Origin of the sequence: Streptomyces sp. NPDC091282, assembly GCF_044757385.1 — a bacterium.
GTDB classification, from domain to species: domain Bacteria; phylum Actinomycetota; class Actinomycetes; order Streptomycetales; family Streptomycetaceae; genus Streptomyces; species Streptomyces gramineus.
Genome location: NZ_JBIVUX010000002.1, coordinates 1,219,028 through 1,242,863 on the forward strand (window position 1 = coordinate 1,219,028; position 23,836 = coordinate 1,242,863).

At 70.6% G+C, this 23,836-nt stretch carries 17 protein-coding genes; 2 read left to right on the plus strand and 15 right to left on the minus strand.

Annotated features, from left to right (window positions below; genetic code table 11):
* Window positions 1-66 precede the first annotated feature (66 nt).
* The 4 genes from ACIQOE_RS12535 to ACIQOE_RS12550 all read right to left on the minus strand — a co-directional run bounded on the left by ACIQOE_RS12535 (window position 67) and on the right by ACIQOE_RS12550 (window position 6,969).
* Window positions 67-2,928 carry a stealth conserved region 3 domain-containing protein gene (locus ACIQOE_RS12535; RefSeq protein ID WP_362649687.1) on the minus strand — a complete coding sequence of 954 codons (2,862 nt, stop codon included), beginning with the start codon at window positions 2,926-2,928 and terminating at the stop codon, window positions 67-69.
* Window positions 2,929-2,936: 8 nt separating this feature from the next.
* Window positions 2,937-3,881 carry a hypothetical protein gene (locus tag ACIQOE_RS12540; RefSeq protein WP_365562818.1) on the minus strand — a complete coding sequence of 315 codons (945 nt, stop codon included), beginning with the start codon at window positions 3,879-3,881 and terminating at the stop codon, window positions 2,937-2,939.
* Complete coding sequence (locus ACIQOE_RS12545; RefSeq protein WP_401411294.1) at window positions 3,878-5,536, minus strand: stealth family protein; 1,659 nt, start codon at window positions 5,534-5,536, stop codon at window positions 3,878-3,880. The genes ACIQOE_RS12540 and ACIQOE_RS12545 overlap by 4 nt, the downstream gene beginning before the upstream one ends.
* Window positions 5,537-5,856: 320 nt before the next feature.
* The gene (locus ACIQOE_RS12550; protein WP_401411296.1) at window positions 5,857-6,969 is read right to left on the minus strand and encodes a hypothetical protein; all 1,113 of its coding nucleotides are present in this window, start codon (window positions 6,967-6,969) and stop codon (window positions 5,857-5,859) included.
* 249 nt (window positions 6,970-7,218) lie between these two features.
* On the opposite strand from ACIQOE_RS12550, the gene ACIQOE_RS12555 reads away from it, so the two are divergent.
* The gene (locus ACIQOE_RS12555; RefSeq protein WP_401411298.1) at window positions 7,219-8,319 is read left to right on the plus strand and encodes an LCP family protein; all 1,101 of its coding nucleotides are present in this window, start codon (window positions 7,219-7,221) and stop codon (window positions 8,317-8,319) included.
* A gap of 7 nt (window positions 8,320-8,326) precedes the next feature.
* Here ACIQOE_RS12555 and ACIQOE_RS12560 read toward each other — a convergent pair whose 3' ends face one another.
* Window positions 8,327-9,343: a hypothetical protein gene (locus ACIQOE_RS12560; RefSeq protein ID WP_401411300.1), complete on the minus strand. Its 1,017-nt coding sequence runs from the start codon at window positions 9,341-9,343 to the stop codon at window positions 8,327-8,329.
* A 66-nt stretch (window positions 9,344-9,409) separates the two neighbouring features.
* Here ACIQOE_RS12560 and ACIQOE_RS12565 point away from each other — a divergent pair, with 66 nt between their 5' ends.
* Entirely contained in the window at window positions 9,410-9,781 is a 372-nt protein-coding gene (locus ACIQOE_RS12565; RefSeq protein WP_362649704.1) for an NTP pyrophosphohydrolase, read from the plus strand.
* Window positions 9,782-9,829: 48 nt separating this feature from the next.
* Here the strand turns inward: ACIQOE_RS12565 and ACIQOE_RS12570 are convergent, their stop codons facing one another.
* The 10 genes from ACIQOE_RS12570 to ngcE all read right to left on the minus strand — a co-directional run bounded on the left by ACIQOE_RS12570 (window position 9,830) and on the right by ngcE (window position 23,694).
* Window positions 9,830-11,275, minus strand: a complete 1,446-nt coding sequence (locus ACIQOE_RS12570) for a glycosyltransferase family 39 protein (protein ID WP_365576773.1) — start codon at window positions 11,273-11,275, stop codon at window positions 9,830-9,832.
* 72 nt (window positions 11,276-11,347) lie between these two features.
* Window positions 11,348-12,844, minus strand: coding sequence for an amino acid permease (locus ACIQOE_RS12575; protein ID WP_365562830.1), 1,497 nt, complete (start codon window positions 12,842-12,844; stop codon window positions 11,348-11,350).
* Between the two features lie 147 nt (window positions 12,845-12,991).
* On the minus strand, window positions 12,992-14,908 hold the full coding sequence (gene dxs, locus ACIQOE_RS12580; protein WP_351325919.1) for a 1-deoxy-D-xylulose-5-phosphate synthase: 1,917 nt from the start codon (window positions 14,906-14,908) through the stop codon (window positions 12,992-12,994).
* Window positions 14,909-15,098: 190 nt separating this feature from the next.
* Complete coding sequence (locus tag ACIQOE_RS12585; protein ID WP_351326054.1) at window positions 15,099-16,412, minus strand: ABC transporter permease subunit; 1,314 nt, start codon at window positions 16,410-16,412, stop codon at window positions 15,099-15,101.
* Window positions 16,413-16,468: 56 nt separating this feature from the next.
* A complete protein-coding gene (locus tag ACIQOE_RS12590) occupies window positions 16,469-17,260 on the minus strand; it encodes an ATP-binding cassette domain-containing protein (protein WP_351325917.1) in 792 nt (263 codons plus the stop codon).
* Window positions 17,261-17,587: 327 nt separating this feature from the next.
* Window positions 17,588-18,679 (minus strand): substrate-binding domain-containing protein, encoded by a 1,092-nt coding sequence (locus ACIQOE_RS12595; protein WP_365562834.1) that lies wholly within the window; start codon window positions 18,677-18,679, stop codon window positions 17,588-17,590.
* 133 nt (window positions 18,680-18,812) lie between these two features.
* Complete coding sequence (locus tag ACIQOE_RS12600; RefSeq protein WP_363019377.1) at window positions 18,813-20,012, minus strand: ROK family transcriptional regulator; 1,200 nt, start codon at window positions 20,010-20,012, stop codon at window positions 18,813-18,815.
* A 348-nt stretch (window positions 20,013-20,360) separates the two neighbouring features.
* Window positions 20,361-21,284: a carbohydrate ABC transporter permease gene (locus ACIQOE_RS12605; protein ID WP_351325911.1), complete on the minus strand. Its 924-nt coding sequence runs from the start codon at window positions 21,282-21,284 to the stop codon at window positions 20,361-20,363.
* A 4-nt stretch (window positions 21,285-21,288) separates the two neighbouring features.
* Entirely contained in the window at window positions 21,289-22,215 is a 927-nt protein-coding gene (locus ACIQOE_RS12610) for a sugar ABC transporter permease (RefSeq protein WP_365562837.1), read from the minus strand.
* Window positions 22,216-22,242: 27 nt separating this feature from the next.
* On the minus strand, window positions 22,243-23,694 hold the full coding sequence (ngcE, locus tag ACIQOE_RS12615) for an N-acetylglucosamine/diacetylchitobiose ABC transporter substrate-binding protein (protein ID WP_351325908.1): 1,452 nt from the start codon (window positions 23,692-23,694) through the stop codon (window positions 22,243-22,245).
* Between the last annotated feature and the right edge of the window lie 142 nt (window positions 23,695-23,836).

Consider the following 23,836-nt stretch of genomic DNA (forward strand, 5'->3'; position numbering starts at 1 on the left):
GGCCGACGGCGAAGGGGGCCTCCGCGATCCGCGGAGGCCCCCTTCGGTGTGTTCGGACGCCCTGGATCAGAGCGGCCAGCCGGGCAGATGCCCCGCGTGGAAGAGCCGGTTGCGGGGCGAGCCCGCCTCGAACTGGGCGGCGACGGGGAAGTAGCTGGGCAGGAACGCGGCCAGCGTGGCGTCCTGCTCGTCCTCGGAGACGTCCCCGTCGTGGAAGTCGTTGAGGCAGAAGACGTCGTGGGCGCGCTCGGCCAGGAGGTGGTTGAGCTTCTTCACCTGGTCGCTGAGTCCGACGTTGACGAATCCGCTGGAGATGCCGCCCGGCACGCTGCGGCCCGTGTAGTAGCCGAAGTAGTGGTGCAGCGACGAGGCGACGGACACGTCCGACGGGTCGCGCAACTGGTGGTGGGCGGTGGCGCGCAGCGCGTCGGGGAACTCCCGCTCCAGGTCGTACATGACGCTGCGGCGCAACGGGTGCGGGGCGTGGATGAAGGAGTTGACGAGGGTCCTGCCGAACTTCCGGGCCACCAGCTCCCGGTTGTTCTTCGCCGCCATGCGGCTGAACTCGTCGCCCTCGGCGATGGGGTTCACCGGAATGGCGTTCGACGACATGAAGTGCTTGGACTGGCCGTTGCCCAGGAAGAACAGGGAGGGCTGGAGGGGGCGGGCGGCGAAGACGTCGTCGTTGAAGTACAGGAAGTGCTCGGCCAGCCCGTCGATGTGGTGCAGGCGGCTCTCGATGGCGTGCGAGTTGTACGTGGGCAGCGCCCCCTCGTCGCCGAAGATCTCGGTGTGGTCGACCACGCGGACCCTGGGGTGGTGCGGGTCCAGCCACGCCGGGACCTGACGGTCCGTCACGATGTAGATGTTCCTGATCCACGGGGCGTACATGTCCAGGGACCGCAGCGAGTACCGCAGTTCGTCGCGGTTGCGGAAGCGGGCGGCGCTCGTGGCCGCGTCCTGCGTCTCGATCCCCATGGCGGCCAGCACGGCGTTCTTGCGTTCCAGCCACGAGACGTCGGCGCCGTCGACCCAGGTGTACACGGCGTCCACCGGGAACGCGATGTCGTGGTGCAGGGTTTCCGCGAAGGCCTCCAGCGTCGGGTACCGGCGGCCGCCCAGGTCCGTCGGCACCCGGCGAAGCGCGGACTTGGGCACCCGCGAGCCGAGCAGGGTGCGGAACGGGGAGACGATGGTGCCGGGGTCCTCGGGGTCGTCCTGCCAGAACGCGACGGTGCAGCCGTAGGCCGCCCCGAGCCGCAGGGTCCGGGACGGGGTGACGACGCTCTGGTAGACCCGCAGCCCGGAGCACTCGGTGCGCAGGTACTCGGTGGCGAGCCCGGCGAGGGTGGTGGCGACCGAGGTGTCCGCGTCGTTGAGCAGGGCCACGTAGACGGCCTGCTCGCCGACGTGCTGGGCGAGCGCCTTGAGGACGGCCTCCCGGTGGTCGGCGTGGACGGCGACGGTGTGCCGCACCTTCGTGGTCCGGGAGACGAAGTAGGGGACGCGGGCGGCCTCCAGCGCGGCGGCCGTCATCGCCAGGTTGGCCTGGACGGTGTCGAACGGGGTCTCCGCGTCGATCAGGCGGCACACCTGTCCGCCGTCGCGCACCAGACCGCGGTGCTCCTTGAGCAGCCGTTCCTCGGCCTGCTGGAGCCGGCTGGAGTGCCGGGTGCTGCGCGGAGCGGCGGCCGCGGCCCGGGCCTGGCCGCCCGCACCGGCGACGAGGGCGTGCGCGGCGGTCCGCTCGGCCTTCAGCGCGGCGCGGCGGCCGTCGGCCCGGTCCGCCTCCAGGGCGGCGAACAGGGTGTCCCACCGGTCGCCGGGGAAGAACCGCAGGGCCGCTTCGGCGGCGAGACGGCCCATGCCGTGGCGGGTGTCGGCGTCCTCGATCAAGCTGAGCAGCGCGCCCGCCAGGGCATCCGTGTCCCCGGGAGTGGTGAGCAGGCCGGTCCGTCCCTCGTGCACGATCTCGCGGGGGGCGTGCGGACTGTCGTAGGCCAGTACGGGGACCCCGGCGGCCTGGGCCTCGCGCAGCGCCAGTCCGACGGCGTCCTCGGTGGCGGTGCTCAGGGCGATGCTGGCCTTGGCCCACTCCTCGGCGAGGCCGGCCGGTGCCTCCCCCACGAACTGGACGGTTCCGTGCAGGCCGAGTTGGTCCCTGCGGCCGGTGAGCCGGCTGCCGAGCGGGCCGTCACCGAGGATCCGCAGGACCCAGGTGGGGTGGAGCGGGCTGACCCGTGCCCACGCGGTCAGGGCGTCGGCGATCCCGGAGCGCTCCTCCAGCCGGGCGGCCAGCGTCACCATGCGGGTCTCCAGCGTCGAGCGCGGCCGGAACCCCTCGGTGAGAGCGGGCGGGATCACCGCGAGCGGCGGGGCGCCGGCTCCGAACGTCTCGGTGTACCACTCCTTTGATCGGGCGCACGCCAGTGCCACGGCGTCGCAGCGCGTGATGTGCCGCAGGAGGGGTTCGACGGCGGCACCGGCCGCCTCCGGAGCGCCGAGTTCGTGGTGGACGGTCAGTACGTGCGGCGGGGCGAACCGAGCGGCACAGGCGAGCAGCGCCGGCGAGGTGGTGACCAGGACGTCGACGTCGGTGTTCTGCAGCGCGTACTCAAGCTCGATGTCGGTGAGCCGGCTGAAGCGGTCGTCCCAGCGGCGCTCGACGACTTCGCTGGGCAGCGCGCTCAGCGCGGGTCCGGCCGCCTCGTCCAGGGCCGAGCGGCGTACGGGCCGGTGCTGGAGCGCCTCGACGAGGAACCCCACCGGGACCCGCGGGTCGGGCGCGGTGAAGCGCCGGCGGCGCGCCTTGAAGACGCTGATGACGCTGACCTCGTGCCGGTCGGCGAGCGCGCCGGCGTGACCGAGCACGGCCCGCTCCTCGCCGCCCAGCACGTCGGCCTGGGTCAGCAGGAAGGCGATTCTCATGGGTTCCTCTACTCGGCCCCGGTACCGTCACCGCAGGTGAACCGCAGGTTCCCGGCAGGCGTGTAGCGGGGTTGGATCAACATCAGGGTGCCGCGCCGCGGTGACACGAGGATCTTCCGCATCGCGAACACCCGCCCCGGTGCCTGGACGTCGTGCAGCCGACGGCCAAGACGCAGCGGGGCGCGGGCGTCCGTGTGGACCAGGACGTCCCAGTGCACGTTCCGGCTCCCGGCCGGGACCATCTCGGCCAGTGGCACCTCCACCCGCCACACGCCGGCGCCCACCGCGTGCAGCGGACGCCTCACACTGCGCCCGGCGGCGACGAACTCGGCCTGCCGGGCGTCCGCGTCGACTCCGAACAGGCGCAGGTCGACCTCGATGCGCGCGTGCTCGATGTGCACGGTGACCACCTCGGCGGCGGGCCGCGGCCTGGCGCAGACCACTCGCGCGTCGCCGCGGACGGTCCGGCCGAGCCGGTAGCGGTCGGCGGTGACCGGCGACGACGTCATGGGCCCGGTCGTCCCGGTCGTGGGCCTCGTCAGTTCCGCGAGCAGCAGCGGGAACCGGAGGACCCGGCGCCCGGCGGTCACGTGCAGCCGCAGTCTCCACCGCCCCGGGGTCACGGGCACTCCCCTGGCGCCGGTGCCCAGCAGGACCGCCGCGTCGACGAGGAGGCGGCCGTCGCGCCCGGCGTAGATCCGGGCGGGCACCCGGTGCCGGTGGCGGCGGCGCTGCACGACGATCTCGGCCAGGTCCGCGCCGGTGACCGAACGGGGCAGCTCGGCGTGGAGGTTGACGGTCTGGCCGTCCAGGACGGCGGCGTAGCGCAGCCGGGCGGTGCGGGCGGCGCGCCGGGGCACGAACAGCCGGTCCATCAGCCAGGCACGGGGCCGGGCTAGCCGGACCGCGGCCCGGCGGCGGACGGCGGCGAGGATCCGGCCGCGCGCGCTCATCGGGCCACCGCCCCTTCCTCGACCTGCTGCCGGGCCGCGGCGAGGGCGGGTTCGGGCCGCTCGTACGGGCTGGGCACGGGGAAGTAGGCGTCCAGGAAGCGGGCGACCATGCGGGCCTGGGCGTCCCGGTCCTCGGGGACGATCGTGTCGTTGATGCAGAAGGTGTCGAAGTCGCGCCGGGCGACCAGGCGGTTGAGCCGCTGCTGGGCGCGCTGGTCGCCGATGTCGACGTACACGTACCGCAGGTCGCCGATGGTGGCCCGGGCCGAGTGGTAGGCGTAGTAGTGGTGCAGCGACGAGACGACCGGGGTGTCGTGCGGGGAGCGGAACCGCGAGTGCTGGGTGACCCAGTGCGCGCGGGCGTAGACCTGCTCGATCTCGGCGAGGACGGAGCGCCTGAGGGCGTGCGGGGTGTGTTTCATCTTCTGCGAGATCACGGTGCCGAACTGCTGGGCGATCAGTCCCCTGCTGTTCTTGCCCGCGGCGTTCACCGGGAGGTCGTCCGGGGAGATCTGGCCGGACGGGATCAGCGCCTTGGACATGAAGAACTTGGTCAGGCCATTGGGATGGAAGAACTGCTCGGGGTGGACCGGGCGGCCGAAGAACACGTCGTCGTTCAGGTAGAGGAAGTGTTCCGAGAGGTCCGGTATGTGGTGCAGCTGGCTCTCGATGGCGTGGGAGTTGAAGGTCGGCAGCGCGTGCGCGTCGGAGAAGATCTCCCGGTGGTCCACCACGCGCAGGCCCGGGTACTCGGTGTCGAGCCAGCCGGGCACCTGCCCCGCCGTCACCAGGAAGATGTTCCGCACCCAGGGCACGAACTGGTGGATGGAGCGCAGGGAGTACCGCAGTTCGTCGCGGCTGGTGTACCGGGCGTCGTTGTCGGCCTGGTCGTGCATCGGCACGGAGCCGTCGACCCACCGGCGCGTGGCGTCCTTGCTCGCTCTCCAGACCGGGTCGGAGTCGTCGACCCAGGTGTAGACGATGTCGATCGGGTAGCGGTGGTCGCCGATCAGCGCGGCCGTGAACTCGGGCAGCGTGCGGGTCCGTCCGGTGCCGTACAGGAACGGGACGGGGCTGAACAGGCGCTGTTCGGCGAGCCGGCGTGCGCCGTCGACCGGAGTGCTGGTGACCACGGAGTTGGGGCGGGGGGCGACGAGTTCGCCGTCCTCCTCCGACCAGAACTCCAGTTCGCAGCCGGAGTCGTGGCCGAAGACGAGGTTCCCGGTGGGGTCGCAGACCATCCAGGCCACGTTGAGCACCCGCTGCGCACGCAGTTTCCGCCAGGCCTGCGCGGAGGACCCGTCGCGGGACTGGCCCCCCGAGGCCGCACGGACATAGCCGGGGTCGCTGGCGCAGACCATCTGGAGGACCTCTTCGACGTCCTCGCGGAGCGCCGCGGGGATCGCCAGTACAGGAACGTTTCCTCCCGTGCCCCGCACGGCGAAGTACTCGATCTCGGCCTCTTCGAGGACGGCCACGAGGAGATGGAGGTTGCGCGCCCGCGCGGCCCATTCGGTGGCGCCGGGCACGACCATGGCCCGCACGTGCCGTCCGTCCAGACGGACCACCCGCGGGGCGGCCGCAGCGCGCCCTCGCCCCAGAGCGATCCCGGCCAGGGTGGTGCGCATCGCGTCGGCCGCCGTCAGGCCCCGCATGACCCCCTGGCGCAGGGGACGCGGAATGCGCCGGACGATCCGCCGGCGGGTTCGTACCGGTACGAGTGATCTGTACGTGGAAACGAGCGCACTGGCCTCCGGATTACCCGGGCTCACCCAAACTCCTCAGCACCTTGAGCAAGGGCTGAGACCCCCCTCACGCCCCGTGAACGACTGCGCTCGCACGCCCGCCGTTCCGTATCGGACGACCAGATCGAGCCACCGGATCTTCACATTCTCACCAACTTATTGTCCACCTGTTTTCACAGCTGTGAGATAGGTGTCACCTACATTTCAATGGGATATGGGTCATTACCCGGTCACACGGGGACCGACCGCCCCATCGCCAGCCCCGCCTCGTCCGCCTGGCGCGCCACGCGCAGGGCGCCCGCCTCGTCCACGAAGGCCAGGACCACCCGCCCGCGCGCGTCCCTGGCCAGCGCGGGACCGTGCGCGCACCGCTCCCCCGTCGGCGACCACCACACGCCGGCGCCCTCGTTCTCGGTCCCGAAGGCCGTGAGCGCGATCCCGCCCGTGCGGTCCCGGACGGCGAGCACCGTGCAGTCGTACCCGTCGAGCGCGGTGCGCAGGGCCGCGATCCTGCCGGTGGCCGGCGCCCCGCCCAACGGGACGGCCCCACTGCCGGGACGGTGGGCGACGACCCCGCCGGTCGCCGCGTCCGTCCAGTAGAAGGTCACCCGGTCCCGGGCGGTCTCCAGCACGGCGGGACTGCCCTCGGCGACGGCGACGTCCAGGTTGGGCCGGCGCTCCGCCTCGCCGTCCGGCTCGGACTGGGACCAGCGCATCGCGGCCTTCTCGCCCGGCACGAACACCTCGATCCGGCCGGTCCCGGTGGCCGTGGCCGCCGTCCCGGTACGGACGCCCCCGCCGCGCAGATCCCGCCAGGGCTCCCACCGTCCGTCCGCCGCCTCCCGGCGCAGACAGACCCCGCCGCCCGCGTTGCGGACGAAGACGTGCACCCGCCCCGACGCGCTCACCGCCGCGACCGGTGCCCCGACCAGAGCCGCTCGCTCCGGGGTCCGGCCGGGATTGCCCATCGAGCGCCACTCGCCGACGGGCCGGCCGGTCTGGTACTGCACCGCGTGCACGATCTCGACCGAGCCCCCGCGCTCCCGCCTGCCCACCAAGTGCACGTATCCGTCGGCGCCTTGGGCGGCCGAGACATCCGTGACACCGGGGGCGGCGAAGAAGTCCGGCCCCGTCCAGTGAGGACCGCCCGGCCGCGTCTCCGTCCAGCGCAACAGGCCGCCGTCGGTGCGCGCGTAGGCGCTGAGCCTGCCGTCGCGGCCGCCGGCCAGCCAGCGGCCGTCCACGACACCGTCACTCCGGGGACCTTCACCGGCCGCCCGGCCGGCCTCCCCCCGTGAGACGCTCCCGCGGCCGCGTCCGGCTCGCTCGGTTCCGACCCCCATCGGGTCCCCCTCTTCCTCTTCCCTCCGCCGGTCCGCCGTCGGCGCCGGCCGTCCCCTCGGACACCCCCGGGAGACACCCGCACGACGGCCCGCGTTCACGTTTTCGTCACTCCGACCGCACAACTGTCCGGACGAAGTGTCTATAGTGCAACGTCATCCGGCAGATCACGGACCGGCTCTCCCCCCACCCGAGTCCCCACGCCACCGCATGCGCCCTCCGGGGCACGACACCTGAGGACTCGAACCAGGATGAGCCACGTATCGACGCCGCCCTCCGCCGACGGCGCCACGTCACCGCTCGGAGGCGGGCGAGGCGGCAAGCGCGACCGCCCCCGCGGGCGCCGGACCGGCCGCTGGATCCTGATCTCGCTGGCCGTCCTGATCGTGGCCGTGGCCGGCACCGGTTACTGGCTCTACAGCGGCATCGACGGCAACATCCAGGGCGTCGACATCGACCGGGCGATCGGTGACGACCGGCCGGAGAAACTGCCCACTTCGGGACAGAACATACTGATCCTCGGCTCGGACTCCCGGGCCGGCGCCAACGCGGCGCTGCACACCGGCAAGGTCTCCGGGGCCCGTTCGGACACCGCGCTGGTGATGCACATACCCGAGGGGCGCCGGCAGGCCGTCGCGGTCAGCATCCCGCGCGACACCCTGGTGACCCGCCCCGAGTGCACCAGCGCGACCGGTTCCACGGTCGCCTCCGCGCGGCGCGTGATGTTCAACTCCATCTACTCCCAGGTCGGTCCGGCCTGCGTGGTCAAGACGGTGGAGCAGATGTCCGGGGTCCGCATGGACCACTACGTCGAGGTCGACTTCGCCGGCTTCAAGGACCTGGTGGACGCGATAGGCGGGGTGACCGTCACCGTGGACCAGGACATCCACGACACCTCCAGCGGCCTCGACCTGACCAAGGGCACCCACCGGCTGGACGGCACGCGGTCCCTGGAGTTCGTCCGCACCCGGCACGGCATCGGCGACGGCAGCGACCTCGGACGCATCGGCCTCCAGCAGCAGTTCATGATCGCCCTGCTCGGCGAGATCCAGCGGCAGGACCTGCTGGGCAGCCCGGTGAAGGCCTACAAGATCGCCGACAAGCTGACCGCGGCGCTCACCACCGACTCCGAACTCGCCTCGCTCACCAAGCTCGCGGAGTTCGGCCGCAGCCTGAAGGGTGTCAACCCGGACACCATGGAGACGATCATGCTCCCGGTGGCGTACGACAAGGCCGACCCGAACCGCGTGGTGGCCGCCCAGCCGCAGGCCTCGGCCCTGTGGAAGGCGGTCCGCGCCGACACCGAGATCCCCGAGTCCGCGAAGAAGTCACCGGCCACCGGCGGAAACTGACGGACGATCAGACCTCGCGCCAGGCCTCCAGCGCCAGCCCCTCCTCCTCCTTGCGCCGGGTGAGCAGCAACTGCCCGGCGGACGGGGACAGGGAGACCGCGGTGACCCGGCCGTCCTCGTCCGTGGCCAGGGCGACCGTCGCGTCGGCGGGAAGCTGCGGGCCCGACTCGGTCCACCAGGCACCGGCCGGCTCGTCCTGCGTGGGATAGGCGGCGAAGGCCACCCGGCCGCTCGCCGAGCGCTGGGCGAGCAGGGTGCAGTCGTGCCCGTCGAGTTCGCAGCGGACCGCGGCGACCGGACCGGGCCCGGCGGACGGCAGCAGGGTGTACGGCCGGTCGCCGGGACGCCAGGCGCAGAGGTCACCGGCCTCGTCGGTGTAGTAGAGGGTCGTGCTCGCGGGCGAGGTGGCGAGAGCGGCGAGGGTGCCCGGACGGACCGGGGTCTCGATCGTCTCCGCCAGGACGGGCGGCTTCCCCGCCTCCTCCTGGCGCCAGTGCACGATCCCGCCGGGTACGGCCGCGTACACCTCCACCCGCCCGGACTCGCCGGTCACCGCCGCGAGCCCGTCCTCGACCAGCCGGCCCTTCAGGTCGCGCCACGGATCCCAGCCGCCCTTCTCCTTCTGGGCGACCATGCTCACCCCGCGTCCCCGGTTGCGGACGAAGACATGGGCCCGGCCCTGCGCGTCCACCGCGACCGCCGGAGCGCCGGTGACCTCGCCCTTCTTGCCGGGATGGCCGATCGGCTGCCAGTCGAGGGCGGCCAGGTGCGAACGGTAGTGGGTGGAGTGGACCAGCCCCGACTCGCCCTTCACCGTGGGCCGCCAGGCCACCAGGTGGGCGTATCCGTCGGCGCCGTGGCCCACCGCGAAACCGGGGTGCAGCCGCTGGTCGCCGCCGATCCTGCGGGGTGCGCCCCAGGGACGGCCGGGGCCGCGTTCCGCCCGGCACAGCACGGCGTCACCCGACGGCAGATAGACACTGAGCCGGCCGTCGCGGCCGCGGAGGAGCCAGTCGCCGTTCACCGCTTCACTCTAAGCGGGGGGCCGTTCGGGGCCGTGGGCAGGCCCCGGGCGTGCGACGCTGGGGACATGGACGACGAAGCTCCCCTGCTGGTGATCGTCGACGGCGCGAACGTCGTCGGGTCGCGGCCCGACGGCTGGTGGCGGGACCGCAAGGGGGCCGCCGAGCGGTTGCGCGACCGGCTCGCCGAGCGGGGCCTGCCCGGCCGTCCGGCCCCGGTGGAGCTGGTGCTCGTCGTCGAGGGCGCCGCCCGCGGGGTCGAGTCGGTGCCCGGGGTGCGGGTGGAGGCGGCGTCCGGCAGCGGCGACGACCGCATCGTCGAGCTGACCGCCGGACACCCCGGCCGCCCCCGCCTGGTCGTCACCGCCGACCGCGAACTGCGCCGCAGGGTCACCGCGTTGGGCGCCGAGGTGATCGGCCCGAGCACCCTCCTGCACTGAGCCGCGGAGCCGGGCCCGACACATCCGGCGCCGTCCGCCGCCGCCCGGCTACCCGCCCGGCACCCGGGCGTACAGCACCGCTCCGTCCACCTCGCCGACCTGGGTGTAGCCGGCCGTGAGCAGGCGGCGCAGGGAGGGGACGCGGTCCGGGCCGTACGGCTTGCCCCGGGAGTCGTCGATCACCAGGGCCGGTGGCCGCTCGGCGAGTTCGGCGCGGAAGACCGGCCAGGTGCCCGCGACGGCGTACTTCTCGCCGACCTGCGGACCGTCCCGGCCGCCGCTGAAGTTGGTGAGGAGACCGGCGGTGAGGTACCGGGTGGCGGGGGTGCGGTCGGCGAGCCAGTAGGTCTCGGGGTGTATCCCCCACACCAGCACCCGGTCGGCCGGCTGGGTGCGCTGGGCGAGGGCGGCCGCGAGCCGCTGGGCGTGCGCGAGTTCGGGCCGTGGCGCCAGCAGTCCCCAGGCCAGGAACGGGACGCAGACGCAGGCCGAGACACGGACGGCCGCCGCGGTCCGCTCCCTGGCCAGGACCTGCAGCGCGGCCGTGGCCAGCAGCGCGAGCGGCGGGGTGAGCTGCAGGAAGTAGTGGCCGAAGAAGTGGAGGCCGACGGTGACGGCGGCCGCGGACGCGGCCAGCCACAGCCACAGGTCCCCGGCGCCGGTGCGGGCGGTGCGCAGGGCGCGCGCGACGGGCGGGAGCAGGCCCGCGCAGGCCGTGGCGAGGATCGCGGTGTTGGTGAGCGCGCGGGCCGTGACGTGGAGTTCGGAGCCGGTGAAGGAGGCGTAGGCGCCGGAGCCGGTGACCGTCCAGAAGGCGAAGCCGGCCGGGTCGGTGAGCAGGGCGGCGGCCAGGACGGGCAGGGCGACGCCGGCGGCCAGCCGGAGCAGGCCCGCGCGCGGGGCGCCGCTGCGGTGGAACAGCCAGATCACCGGCAGCAGGACCGCGCCGCCGGTCTGCTTGGTGAGCAGGGCGCAGGCGACGGCCGCGCCGGCGGCGCCCCAGCGGCGGCGGTCGGCGCACCACATCGCGGCGGCCGTGGCGGGCAGTATGAACACCTCGAAGGTGGCGGCCTGCGCGTCCTCGGGGTTGAGCCCGACGGAGACCAGCAGGTACAGCGTGCCCGCTGTACGGCCCGCGTGGTCGCCCCAGCGGCGCCGGGCGATCGAGGCGAGCAGCACCGCGGTGGCCAGCTGGGCGAGGACGGCGAGCACCCGGACCGGGGTGAGCGACCCGGATCCGAAGACCGCGAACGTCCCTTCGTACAGCCAGGGCAGCAGCGGCGGCTTGCGGTCCACCACCGTCTCGTAGAGCTGCCCGCCGCGCGCCAGTATGCGGGCCTGTACGGCGAGATAGCCCTCGTCCGGGTTCCACAGCGGCCGCAGGAAGGACGGCGCCCGGGTGACGCAGGCCAGGACGGCGAGCAGGGGCAGCAGCCGCGTCCAGTACCCCTTCCCTGCTGTGGACCGTTGCGGGGCGAGGGGCGCGAGAAGCATGGGGAGCACGCTATCCGGCCCCGCAGTCCCACTCGGACGGGACATACGGGGCCGGAGCGGCGGGCCTGCCGGTCACGGAGCGTCGGCGGGGCTCCGCTCGGCCTCGGCGAGACGGCTGTGCGTACGGCCGTAGAGGAAGTAGACGGCGAAGCCGATGACCATCCAGATGGCGAACCGCAGCCACGTCTCGGCAGGCAGGTTGAGCATCAGCCACAGCGAGGCCAGCACGGACACGACCGGCAGCGCGGGCACCCACGGGGTGCGGAAGGACCGCTCCAGGTCCGGCCGGGTGTTGCGCAGGATGACGACGCTGATCGCGACGACGATGAAGGCGAAGAGCGTGCCGATGTTCACGAGTTCGGCGAGTTCGCTGAGACTGGTGAAGCCGGCGACGATCGCGATGACGACGCCCAGCAGGATGGTGGGCCGGTACGGGGTGCGGAACCTCGGGTGGGTGTGCGAGAAGAACCTGGGCAGCAGCCCGTCCCGGCTCATCGCGAAGAACACCCGGGACTGGCCGAGCAGCAGGATCATGCAGACGGTGGTCAGGCCGACGGCGGCGCCGAAGCTGATCAGGCCCGCGAACCAGGGGTGCCCGGTGGCCTTGAAGGCGTCGGCGAGCGGGGCGTCCACGGACAGCGCGCTGTACTTCTGCATGCCGGTCACGACGATGGCCACGGCGACGTACAGCGCGGTGCAGATGATCAGGGAGCCCATGATGCCGCGCGGCACGTCCCGCTGCGGGTTGCGGGTCTCCTCGGCGGCGGTGGCGACGACGTCGAAGCCGATGAAGGCGAAGAAGACGACGGAGGCGGCGGTGAAGATGCCCATCACGCCGAAGTTGGAGGGCGCCCAGCCGATGATCAGCTGGATCAGCGGTGCCTTGAGGCTGCCGCCCGCCGGCACGGCCTCCTTGGGCGGGATGAAGGGGCTGTAGTTGCCGCTGTGGATGAAGAAGGCGCCCGCGATGATGACGACCAGGACGACGGCCACCTTGATGGCGACGACGACCGTGGTGACCCGCGCGGAGAGCTTCATGCCGACGACCAGGATGGCGGTGAGGGCGAGGACGAGGGCGGCGGCGAGGATGTCGAAGCCGAAGCCGTGCGCGCCGTCGCGGCCGCTGAGGTACTCGGGCAGGTGCCAGCCGGCGTTGTCGAGCAGCGAGTGGATGTACCCCGACCAGCCGACCGCCACCACCGCCGTGCCCAGCGCCAGCTCCAGCACCAGGTCCCAGCCGATGATCCAGGCCGGGAACTCCCCCAGGGAGGCGTACGAGAAGGTGTACGCCGAGCCGGCCACCGGGACGGTGGAGGCGAACTCGGCGTAGCACAGCGCGGCGAGGCCGCAGACGACGCCGGCGACGACGAAGGAGAGCGCGACGGCGGGGCCCGCGGTGTTCTTGGCGGCCGTGCCGGTCAGGACGAAGATGCCGGTGCCGATGATGACACCCACGCCGAAGACCGTGAGGTCCAGGGCCGACAGCGACTTCTTGAGCGCGTGCTCGGGTTCCTCGGTGTCCTTGATGGACTGTTCGACGTTCTTGGTCCTGAAGAACGTACTGGCCACTGCCTACCTCCCACGCTTGTCGTCCTCGACATGATCGAGAGGGCCGGGGATGCGTATGCCCGGCAAAGGCAGGTTCACGCACGCGGGCCGGTCCCGCCACCTGAGGTGAGCGGAACCGGCCCATCGGGGTGGTTCGGGTGTGTCGGTTCAGTCCCTGGCGGGCTCCACGGAGCCGACGTCGGCCGGCTGGCCGTCCAGCTTGGCCACCAGGCCGGTCACCTGGCGGGCGATGTCGGGTGCCGTCAGGCCGATCTCCGCCATGACCTCCGCCCGCGACGCGTGGTCCAGGAAGCGCGGCGGGATGCCGAAGTCGCGGAGCGGGACGTCCACGCCCGCGTCGCGCAGCGCCTGGGCGATCGTCGCGCCCACGCCGCCGACGCGGAGGTTGTCCTCGACCGTGACGACCACCCGGTGCCGCTCGGCCAGCGGGGCCATCGCCTCGTCCACCGGCTTGACCCAGCGCGGGTCGACGACGGTGGTGGAGATGCCCTGCTTGTCGAGGAGCGCGGCGATCTCCAGGCACATCGGGGCGAGCGCGCCGACGGAGACCAGCAGCACGTCCGGGGTGTCGGTGCCGGGCTCGCGCAGCACGTCCATGCCGCCCACCGTGCCGACGGCGGCGACGGCGGGACCGACGGCGCCCTTGGAGAAGCGGACCACGGTCGGCGCGTCGTCGACCCGGACGGCCTCGCGGAGCTGGGCGCGGACCTGGTCGGCGTCGCGCGGGGCGGCGAGCCGCAGACCGGGGACGACCTGGAGGATCGACATGTCCCACATGCCGTTGTGGGAGGCGCCGTCGGTGCCGGTGACGCCGGCCCGGTCCAGGACGAAGGTCACGCCGCACTTGTGCAGGGCCACGTCCATGAGCACCTGGTCGAAGGCGCGGTTGAGGAAGGTGGCGTACAGGGCGAAGACCGGGTGGAGTCCGGCGGTGGCCAGGCCCGCGGCGGAGGTGGCGCCGTGCTGCTCGGCGATGCCGACGTCGTAGATCCGCTCCGGGAAGGTGTCGGCGAACTTCTTCAGGCCGACCGGCTGGAGCATGGCCGCCGTGATGGCGACGATGTCCTCGCGCTCCTTGCCCAGCTCGACCATCTCGTCGCCGAAGACGGAGGTCCAGTCGGCGCCGGACGCCTTGATGGGCAGGCCGGTGTCGGGGTGGATGGGGCCGATGCCGTGGAAGCGGTCGGCCTCGTCCTGGAGGGCGGGCTGGTAGCCGCGGCCCTTCTCGGTGAGGCAGTGCACGATGACCGGGCCGCCGAACCGCTTGGCGCGGGCGAGCGCCGACTCCAGGGCCTCGATGTCGTGGCCGTCGATCGGGCCGACGTACTTCAGGCCCAGGTCCTCGAACATGCCCTGCGGGGCGATGAAGTCCTTCAGGCCCTTCTTGGCGCCGTGCAGGGTGTCGAAGAGCGGCTTGCCGACGACCGGGGTGCGCTCCAGCAGGTCCTTGCCGCGGGCCAGGAACCGCTCGTACCCGTCGGTGGTGCGCAGGGTCGCGAGGTGGTTGGCGAGGCCGCCGATGGTCGGGGCGTAGGACCGCTCGTTGTCGTTGACGACGATGACCAGCGGGCGGTCCTTGGCGGCGGCGATGTTGTTGAGCGCCTCCCAGGCCATGCCGCCGGTGAGGGCGCCGTCACCGATGACGGCGACGACGTGGCTGTCGTTGTCGAGCAGTTGGTTGCCCTTGGCGATGCCGTCGGCCCAGCCGAGGACCGTGGAGGCGTGGCTGTTCTCGATGACGTCGTGCTCGGACTCGGCCTGCGAGGGGTAGCCGGACAGGCCGCCCTTCTGTTTCAGCTTCGAGAAGTCGTGCCGGCCGGTGAGCAGTTTGTGCACGTAGGACTGGTGGCCGGTGTCCCACAGCACCTTGTCCTTCGGGGAGTCGAAGACGCGGTGCAGGGCGATGGTGAGCTCGACCACGCCCAGGTTGGGACCGAGGTGTCCGCCGGTCTTGGAGACCGCTTCCACCAGGAAGCTCCGGATCTCCTCTGCCAGCTGGAGCAGCTCCTCGGGGCTGAGCCGGTCCAGATCGCGCGGTCCCCTGATACGGGTCAGCAGCGGCACCCGTGCCTCCTTGCAGTAGAGCTGATCGAGCTGTTGCCGGGCCTGTCGAGTCTAATGTTCCGCCCGGACGGAACGTCTCCGGCCCCAGGGTCATAGGTCACGCGTCGGCTGTACCCATCATGGCGCCCACCTATGACACGGCTGTGCCCGGCACCGTGCGGTGCCGGGCACAGTCGGGAACCTCGGGGCGTCAGCCGCGCCCGGCCGCCTTCTGGCTGCGGCGGGAGACGGAGTCGATGACGACCGCGCCGAGCAGAACACCACCGGTGATCATGTACTGGATCGAGGTGTTCATGTTGAGCAGGTCGAGGCCGGTCTGGATGGACTGGATGACCAGCATGCCCAGGAGGGCCGACCACACCGAACCGCGGCCGCCGAAGAGCGACGTACCGCCGATGACCGCCGCCGCGATGGCCAGCATCAGGGTGTTGCCGCCACCGGCGTTCAGCGTGGCGCTGGCGGTCTGGCCGGCGAAGAACATACCGCCGACCGCCGCGAAGCCGCCGGAGATCGCGAACACGGTGATCCGGACCATCGGCACGCTGATACCGGCACGGCGGGCGGCCTCGATGCCGCCGCCGACCGCGAACACCTTGCGGCCGTACGTCGTGCGGCGCAGCACGAAGTCGACGACCACCAGGGAGGCCAGGAAGATCACCAGGGCGTTGGAGACACCGGAGGCGTTGTTGAGCACGGCCGCCGCCACGAAGGAGGCGATGGCCAGGAGCGCGACGCGGACCAGGATCTCGCTGGTGGGACGGAACGGCACGCCCGCGGCACGGCGCCGGCGCTGCTCGTTGAACTGGCCGAGGGCCGACAGGACCACACCGAGGCCGGCCAGCAGGTAGGCGCCGATGATGGCCTGGTCCATGAAGAAGGAGCTCTGGCCGAGGATGTGCACCGGTCCGCTGTCGGACGGGATGTTGATGGTGCCGCTGTCGCCGAGCAGCCACAGCATCAGGCCGTTCCAGCCGAGGAAGCCGGCCAGGGTGACCACGAACGCGGGGACGCCGATCTTGGCGAAGAACCAGCCGTGCAGCGCGCCGATGCCGATGCCCGTGATGATCGTGAGGATCAGGGCCAGCCAGGGGTTCATCCCGTGGTTGACCGCGAAGACCGCGAACAGCGTGGAGGCCAGGCCGCTGACCGAGCCGACGGACAGGTCGATCTCACCGAGCAGCAGCACGAACACCAGGCCGATGGCGAGCATGCCGGTGGCCGAGAGGAAGTAGCTGATGTTGGAGAGGTTGTCGGCGCTGAGGAACAGGCTGTTCTTCGCCTGGAAGATGGTCCAGATGATGATCAGGCCGATGACCACCGGCAGCGAGCCCAGCTCGCCGCCCTTCACCTTGCGCTTGAACTCGGTGACGTAGCCCTTGAGGCCTTCCTCGCGGACCAGCAGACGCGGGTCGACGACCGCGACCGGCGCGGCCGTGGGGTCCTCGGCGGGCGGGGCCACCGTCGCGGTGGCCGCGGCGGCCTCGGCGGCCGCGGACTTCTCGATCTGGGGCGCCTCGTCGGGCGACTCGTCGCCCTGCACGGTCTTGTTCGACGTCTCGCTCACTTTGCCGCCTCCGGGGTGCGACGCTCCGCACGACGGGTCACGGCGTTGTCCGTGGCGCCCGTGATCGCGGCGATGATCTCTTCATGGCTGGTGCTCTTCACGGGGAAGGAGCCGTTGTTCCTGCCCAGGCGCAGCACGGCGACCGTGTCCGCGACCGCCTTCACGTCAGCCATGTTGTGGCTGATCAGGATGACGGCGAGGTTGCGCTCGCGCAGCCGCTCGACGAGGTCGAGGACCTGTGCGGTCTGCTCGACACCGAGGGCGGCGGTGGGCTCGTCGAGGATGACGACCTTGGGGTCGCCGATCAGGGCGCGGGCGATGGCCACGACCTGGCGCTGGCCGCCGGAGAGGCTGGCGATCGGGATGCGCACGCTCGGGATGCGGATGGAGAGCGTGCTCAGCAGTTCGCGAGCCTGCTTCTCCATCGTGACCTCGTCGATGGCGCCCCGGTGCAGGAGCTCACGGCCGAGGAAGAGGTTGCCGACCACGTCCAGGTTGTCGCACAGGGCGAGGTCCTGGTAGACCGTCGCGACGCCCAGGCCCTGGGCGTCGTTCGGCTTGTTGATGTGGACCGGCCGGCCCTCCCACTCGATGACGCCCTCATCGATGGGATGCACACCCGCGATCGTCTTGACCAGGGTCGACTTTCCGGCGCCGTTGTCGCCCACCAGGGCGACCACTTCTCCGGCGTGGACCTCCAAGTCGACATCGGTGAGTGCCTGGACTGCACCGAATCGCTTGGAGACTCCGCGCAACGCCAGCACGGGCGTAGCGGACACGTGAACCATCTCCTTCGCCGCCTGACCGGCGGGGATGCCGCGCTTGGTGATCAGGCGCGGAGGGTCGTGCGGTCACCTCGGGTTGTCTTCGGTGTACGCACGAGATTTACAAGATGAACATGCGCGAATCCGCTGCGCTTGGCAACGGGTCCGTCCGACGCCCGCTCCGGCAGCGGGGTATGAGGCCGGAGCGGGCGTCGGAGGGGTTTCGCGAGACCGCCGGACGGACGGGGCACCTTGCGGAAGGGCCGGCGCGTCGGGCGGCCGGGGCCCGGGTGTCGTACTGCGAGCACCCGGGCGCTGGCGGCCGGAGCCGTGCGGCTCCGGAGCGCCGGACTACTGGAGGCCGGCAGCCTTGCAGGCCTTGGCGTACTCGCCGGTGCAGATGTCGGAGACGGTGTACAGACCGTCCTTGATCACCGTGTCCTTGATGTTGGCCTTGGTGACCGACACCGGGGTCAGCAGCTGCGAGGGCACCTTGTCGCCGGAGCCGCTGGTCTGCGTGCTGGTGGCGAGCGAGGCGATGTCCTTGCCCTGGAGCAGGTCCACGGCGATGGTCGCGGCGGCCTCGGCCTCCGGCTTGAACGCCTTGTAGACGGTGGAGGACTGGGTGCCGGCGACGATGCGCTGGATGCCCGCGAGCTCCGCGTCCTGACCGGTCAGCGGGATGCCGCTGATGCCGGCGCCCTTGAGGGTGTTGGCGATACCACCGGCCATGCCGTCGTTGGCGGAGTAGACACCGGCGATGTTCTTGGCGCCGAGCTGCGTGATGGCGGCCTTGACCTTCTGCGCGGCGGTCGTGTCCTTCCACAGGCCGGACTGCTCGTAGGCGATGTCGACCTTGCCGTCCAGCGCCTTGTGGGCGCCTTCCTTGAACTGCGCGGCGTTCGGGTCGGCGTCGTCACCGTTGATCATGACGACCTTGGACTTCTTGGTCGCCTTGGAGCCGAGGGAGTCCAGCAGGGCCTGGCCCTGCAGCTCGCCGACCTTGACGTTGTCGAAGGAGACGAAGGCCGAGACCGGGCCCTGGGCGAGGCGGTCGTACGCGACGACCTTGATGCCCTTGTCGACAGCGGCCTGCACCGAGGACTTGATGGCCGCAGCGTCCTGGGACGAGATCACGATGACCTTGACGCCCTTGGTGATCATGCTGCTGACCTGCTGGGCCTGCTTGGCCGAGTCACCGGCGGCGTTCGCGTACTCGACCTTGCAGTCGGCACACAGCGAGCTGACCTTCGCCTCGAAGTACGGCTTGTCGAACTTCTCGTAGCGCGCGGTCACGCTGTCGGGAAGCAGCAGGCCGATGGTCTTGCTACCACCGGAGGAGCTGCTGCTCGAGTCGCTCTTCTTGTCATCGCCGGCCTTGCCACAGGCGGCGAGCGACAGCGCCATGGAAACCGCGGCGGTGCCGATCACGACTCTACGCATCGTTGCGTTCATTGGGGGTGCCTCCCTGACAGGGCCGCAACGCTGCGGCCGAGGTGGCTGGAAGTCAACTCGGCCGTGACTGCGGCGTCAAGAAGTAAATACTTAACGAGATGGCAACGGCGCCATTCGTTCTCTAAGTGAAGGCAGGTGCAACGGCAGGCAACGAGCCGTCCAAAAGTGTCGAATCGCCCATCTCGCTGAGCGCGAGAGCGAGCGCCCCGAGCACCTCCGCACGGCCGCCGAGCGCCCCGGGAAGCACCGAGAGCTGCCGTGCGGCACTGGGGATCGCGTAGCGCCCCACGGACTCCCTGATGGGCGCAAGGACCAGTTCTCCGGCCTCGGCGAGGTCGCCTCCGAGGACCACCCGGCTCGGGTTCAGCAGGTTGCAGAGGTTGGCCACACCGCTGCCGATGTGCCGCCCGACGTCGGAGATCACCCGCCGGCAGCCGGGGTCGCCGTCCCTGGCCAGCCGTACGACGCCCTCCAGGGTCAGGTCGGGGCCGTGGCTGGGCTGGAGCAGCGGCAGCACGTAGCGGGCCGCCGCGAAGGTCTCCAGGCAGCCGCGGTTGCCGCAGCGGCAGACCGGGCCGGACTCGTCGAGTGTAATGTGCCCGATTTCGCCCGCCGTGCCGCCGGGCCCGCGGTAGATCTTCCCGTTGATCACCAGCCCGGCGCCGACACCGCTCGCGACCTTGATGTAAGCAAGATCACGTACTCCCTTGCCGCTGCCCCAGACCAGTTCGCCCAGGGCGCCGAGGTTGGCGTCGTTGTCCACGTGCACCGGGACGCCGAGCCGCAGTCTCAGCTCCTCGGCCGGTCTCGCGCCGATCCAGCCGGGCAGGATCGCGCTGGAGCCGAGGGTGCCGGACTCGACGTCGATCGGCCCAGGCACGCCGACGCCCACGCCGGCGATCTTCGACCGGTCCACGGAGGTCGCCGCGATCAGGCGGTTGACCAGCTCTTCCGCCCGGTCGAAGCCCTGGCTCGACGACGCGTCGACGTCGAGCGGCTCGGACTCCTCGGCCAGCACCTGGTGGGCGAGGTTCCCGATCGCGACGCGCAGATGGGTGTGGCCGAAGTCGACCCCTATGACGATGCCGGCGTCACCGCTCAGGCTCACGCTGCGGGCCCTGCGGCCGCCCGCCGACGTGGGCGTGACCTCGACGGTTCCGCCGTCCTTGAGCTCGCGCACGATGTTGGAGACCGTCGCCGCGGACAGGCCGGTCGTGCGCGCGATCTCCGCCTGCGTGAGCGATCCCGCCAGCCGTACGGCCCGTACGACACGTTCCAGGTTGGCTCGGTGCAGCGACGACTGCGACCCCGGAGTCTCCATCGACCCATCCACTCCCGCCATCGGAGGCGGCCACGGTGCCGCCAACGTGACCCAAGTCACATCTCTGGAACCGGGTCACTTACAAGTTATGAACTCCAAGCTCTGCTGAACGGGTTACCGCCGTCAAGTCCTTGACAGAAATCGTTGGCGGTTCGGGGGATGCCTGCGGGACATGCGTTCGACATGTCTAGTCCACTGGTCGGCTGGTGGGAGCGGGCGTGTCGCGTGGCCGTGGCGGAGCCGCTGCGGCGCCGTTGTCGCTGGTCGCGCGGTGCCCCGCGCTCCTTCACGGCGTCGCGGCGGCCGCCCGGATCGAGGCGCCGCACTTTCGGGTTGCGAACGTCGGGACTACTTCAGCGCGCCCGCCGTGAGCCCCGCCACCACCTGGCGCTGGAAGACGATGTACGCGGCCAGGACCGGCAGCATCGCCATCACCAGGCCGGCGAAGAGTCCCGACCAGTCGCCCTTGTAGCCCTGGCTGACCGCTAGCTGGACCAGTCCCTGGGTGAGGACGTGCTTGTCGGGATCGGTGTTGAGGACCGTCGGGAGCATGTACTGGTTCCACTGCCCGAGGAAGTTGAAGATCCCCACGCTGATCAGGCCGGGCTTCGCCATCGGCAGCATGATCTGGAAGAACGTGCGGGTGTGCGAGGCGCCGTCGACGAAGGCGGCCTCGGCCACCGAGGTGGGCAGGGTGCGGAAGAACGCCGTGAGGAAGAAGACCGTGAACGGCAGCGAGTACGCGATGTAGACCAGGATCAGGCCGTGGATCGTGTTCAGCAGGCCCATGTTGTTGACGACGTAGAACAGCGGGACCAGCGCGAGCATGATCGGGAAGCTCATGCCGCCGATGAACAGGTAGTAGATGAAGCGGTTGCCGGGGAAGTCGAAGCGGGCCAGGACGTAGGCCGCCATCGAGCCGAGCACCAGCGTGCCGATCAGCGAACCGCCCACCACCAGGATGGTGTTCAGGAAGTAGTCGCCCATGTTGGCCTGGGTCCAGGCCCGCGACCAGTTGTCGAAGTGGAGCGCGTCCGGCAGCGCCCAGGGCGAGCTGAAGATGGACCTGTCGTCCTTGAAGGAGGTCATCACCGCCCACACCAGCGGCATGACCACCATGATCGCCCACAGGACCAGGACGCCGTGGGAGAAGACGTTGAGGATCCCGCCCTCGCGCCGCCCCCGGGACGGCTCCGGCGCGGCGGCGGGGGTCTTCGCCACGGGCGCGTCGGGGCCGGTCGGCATCGGGGCGTCGGTCTCGGTCGTCGTCATCGCTTCAGTACTCCAGCCGCTCGCGACGGCCCAGCCGCATCACGACCGCCGCGAAGGCGAGCGTGACGACCAGCAGGGCGACGCCGATGGTGGTGGCGTAGGCGGCCTGACCGTCCCGGAACGCCTTCTGGTACACGTACAGGACCATCACGGTCGTCGAGTAGTCCGGACCGCCCGGTCCCGTCGTCATGATCTGTACGACTGCGAACGACTCGGCGCCGAGCGCGAGGATGCCCATGTAGACCCAGCCGGACTGCACGGTGTCCCACAGCAGCGGCAGGGTGAGGCGGAAGAAGGTGGTCGCGCGGCCGGCTCCGTCGAGCAGGGCGGCCTCGTAGAGATCGGTCGGGATGGACGCCATGCCGGCCGAGAAGAGGACCACGAAGAAACCGACCGTGGACCACACCAGTACGGCCATCACGCACCACAGCGCCAGGCTCGGGTCGCCGAGCCACAGTGGCTGGACACTGCCCAGACCGATTCCGCGCAGGAACGAGTTGATCGCGCCGCTGTCCGGGTTGTAGGCGAAGGCGAACAGCAGCGAGACGATCGCGATGGACAGCACCTGCGGGAAGAAATAGACGATCTTGTAGAAGGAGGAGCCCCGTACGCCGGTGACGACGGGACCGCCCCTCCTTCTGCGGCCGCCCACATTGATCATGAAGGCGAAGAACAGCGCCAGGCTGATCGTCACCAGCGGCAGCACGACCGCGAACATCAAGCTGTGCTGCAAGGACTTCCAGAAGATGTCGTCGTGGAACATCCTCTTGTAATTGTCCAGGCCGACCATCTTGAAATCGGGGCTCAGGCCGGTCCAGTCCGTGAACGAGTAGTAGATGGACTGGATGAACGGCCAGACCACGAAGAGCGCGTACAGTCCCAGGGGCAACACGAGAAACCCCACAATGAACCGGTACTTGCCGTGCTGCATCGCCACTCCGGTGCCGTGAGGTGGGTATTACTGGTGCTTGTAGTGCTTGATCGTGGTGTCCTTGGCCGCTTCGTCGGCGTATCCCTGGATCTTCTTGATGGCCTCCGCCGGGGTCAGCCGTCCGGCCATCATCTCGCCGAGACCGGCCACGCCGATCTTCTCCTTCTGGAGCTGCACGTACCAGTCCTGGAGCCGCGGGTTGACCACATTCGAGCCGGCCAGTTTCAGGGCGGCGACGCCGGAGGTGAGGCCCGGGGTGAGGGTGATGCCGTCGGTGCCGCCGTTGTAGGCGGTCAGGGACTTCACCTTCGACGTGAAGTTCTTGGAGGAGGCTTCGCTGAGCATGATGCGCAGCTGCTCCATGCCGCCCTCGCCGTTGGCCGCCTTGGCCGGGACGATGAACGGTTCGCCGCCGGAGGCCCAGATGGTGCCGAAGGGCATCTTGTCGTTCTTGTCGATGCCGGTGGGTGCGGAGACGGCGAGGTTGAAGTCGGAGGGGATGACGTTCGCCGACTCGTTCTCCACCCAGGAGCCGTTCGGGATGAACAGGGCCTTGCCCTGGGCCCAGGCGGTCTGCGACTGGATGTGGTCCAGGCCGGGGGTGCCCTTGAGGATGTAGCCCTTCTTGTAGAGCTCGTAGTACGCCTCGAAACACGCCTTGACGGCCGGGTGCTTCCAGGCGTTCGGCTCCAGGTTGTCGATGGCGTTCAGGACCTCGACGCCGCCGACCTTGCCGATCATCGGGTACAGCGAGAAGGGGATGTAGTACGGGTACTTGCCGGCGTAGGTCCAGCCGGCCATGCCCTTCTTCTTGGCCTTCTCGCAGACGGCGAGCATCTGGTCCCAGGTCTGCGGGTACTCCGCGTCCAGCGAGTCCAGGGCCTTCTGCGAGTACCAGACGCCGTACACCGTGTAGGCGTAGTACATGATCCAGACCGGGTCGCCGTCGAACTGGCCCATCTCCACGATGCCGGGGCGCAGCGTGTCGCGGACCTTCTTGTTCGGGTCGTCGTACGACGGCGCGTCGAGCAGCGGCGTGAGGTCGGCCAGCTGCTTCTTGCCGACCAGCACGCCCATGTCCATCTGCTCGGCGCCGGAGTTGTCGATGAGGTCCGGCGGGGTGCCCTGGTTGAAGCGGGGCTGCAGGGTGGACTGGATCTTCTGGGTGGCCGAGAACTTGACCTTGGCCTTCGGGAAGTCCTTCTGGTAGATCTTCACCGCGTCCTCGGCGTACTCCTTGCCGAAACCGCCGTCGAAGAGGACGAATTCCATCTGGGCGGTGTCGTTGACGCCGAGCGGGTTCTTGGCCGTCTTCTTGCCGGCCTTGTCCTTGGACTGGCCGCCTCCGCCACTGCTGGCGCAGGCGGAGAGAAATCCGACGGTGGGGACCGAGATCAGGCCGAGTGCGGCCGACCGCTTGATCAGATCGCGGCGGCCGACGCCTTCGGAACCATGACTGGCTGCGGATGTGGATCCCATGCTCAAGTCCTCGCCCTCTCCAGGACTCAGGCGGTGAACCGGATCCTCCCCGGCACCGCGGTCGGGTCGTGCTGAGCCGTGCAGGAAGTCACTCAGGAAGTGCCGACAGGTATAGTCCACTTCCCGCCAGCGGGGCAAGATC

Bases quoted from the DNA above. Each gene is read 5' to 3' on its own strand.
- ACIQOE_RS12535 (WP_362649687.1), bottom strand. From the start codon at position 2,928: ATGAGAATCGCCTTCCTGCTGACCCAGGCCGACGTGCTGGGCGGCGAG.
- ACIQOE_RS12540 (WP_365562818.1), bottom strand. From the start codon at position 3,881: ATGAGCGCGCGCGGCCGGATCCTCGCCGCCGTCCGCCGCCGGGCCGCG.
- ACIQOE_RS12545 (WP_401411294.1), bottom strand. From the start codon at position 5,536: ATGCGGGGCCTGACGGCGGCCGACGCGATGCGCACCACCCTGGCCGGG.
- ACIQOE_RS12550 (WP_401411296.1), bottom strand. From the start codon at position 6,969: ATGGGGGTCGGAACCGAGCGAGCCGGACGCGGCCGCGGGAGCGTCTCA.
- ACIQOE_RS12555 (WP_401411298.1), top strand. From the start codon at position 7,219: ATGAGCCACGTATCGACGCCGCCCTCCGCCGACGGCGCCACGTCACCG.
- ACIQOE_RS12565 (WP_362649704.1), top strand. From the start codon at position 9,410: ATGGACGACGAAGCTCCCCTGCTGGTGATCGTCGACGGCGCGAACGTC.
- ACIQOE_RS12570 (WP_365576773.1), bottom strand. From the start codon at position 11,275: ATGCTTCTCGCGCCCCTCGCCCCGCAACGGTCCACAGCAGGGAAGGGG.
- ACIQOE_RS12590 (WP_351325917.1), bottom strand. From the start codon at position 17,260: ATGGTTCACGTGTCCGCTACGCCCGTGCTGGCGTTGCGCGGAGTCTCC.
- ACIQOE_RS12595 (WP_365562834.1), bottom strand. From the start codon at position 18,679: ATGCGTAGAGTCGTGATCGGCACCGCCGCGGTTTCCATGGCGCTGTCG.
- ACIQOE_RS12600 (WP_363019377.1), bottom strand. From the start codon at position 20,012: ATGGAGACTCCGGGGTCGCAGTCGTCGCTGCACCGAGCCAACCTGGAA.
- ACIQOE_RS12605 (WP_351325911.1), bottom strand. From the start codon at position 21,284: ATGACGACGACCGAGACCGACGCCCCGATGCCGACCGGCCCCGACGCG.
- ACIQOE_RS12610 (WP_365562837.1), bottom strand. From the start codon at position 22,215: ATGCAGCACGGCAAGTACCGGTTCATTGTGGGGTTTCTCGTGTTGCCC.
- ngcE (WP_351325908.1), bottom strand. From the start codon at position 23,694: ATGGGATCCACATCCGCAGCCAGTCATGGTTCCGAAGGCGTCGGCCGC.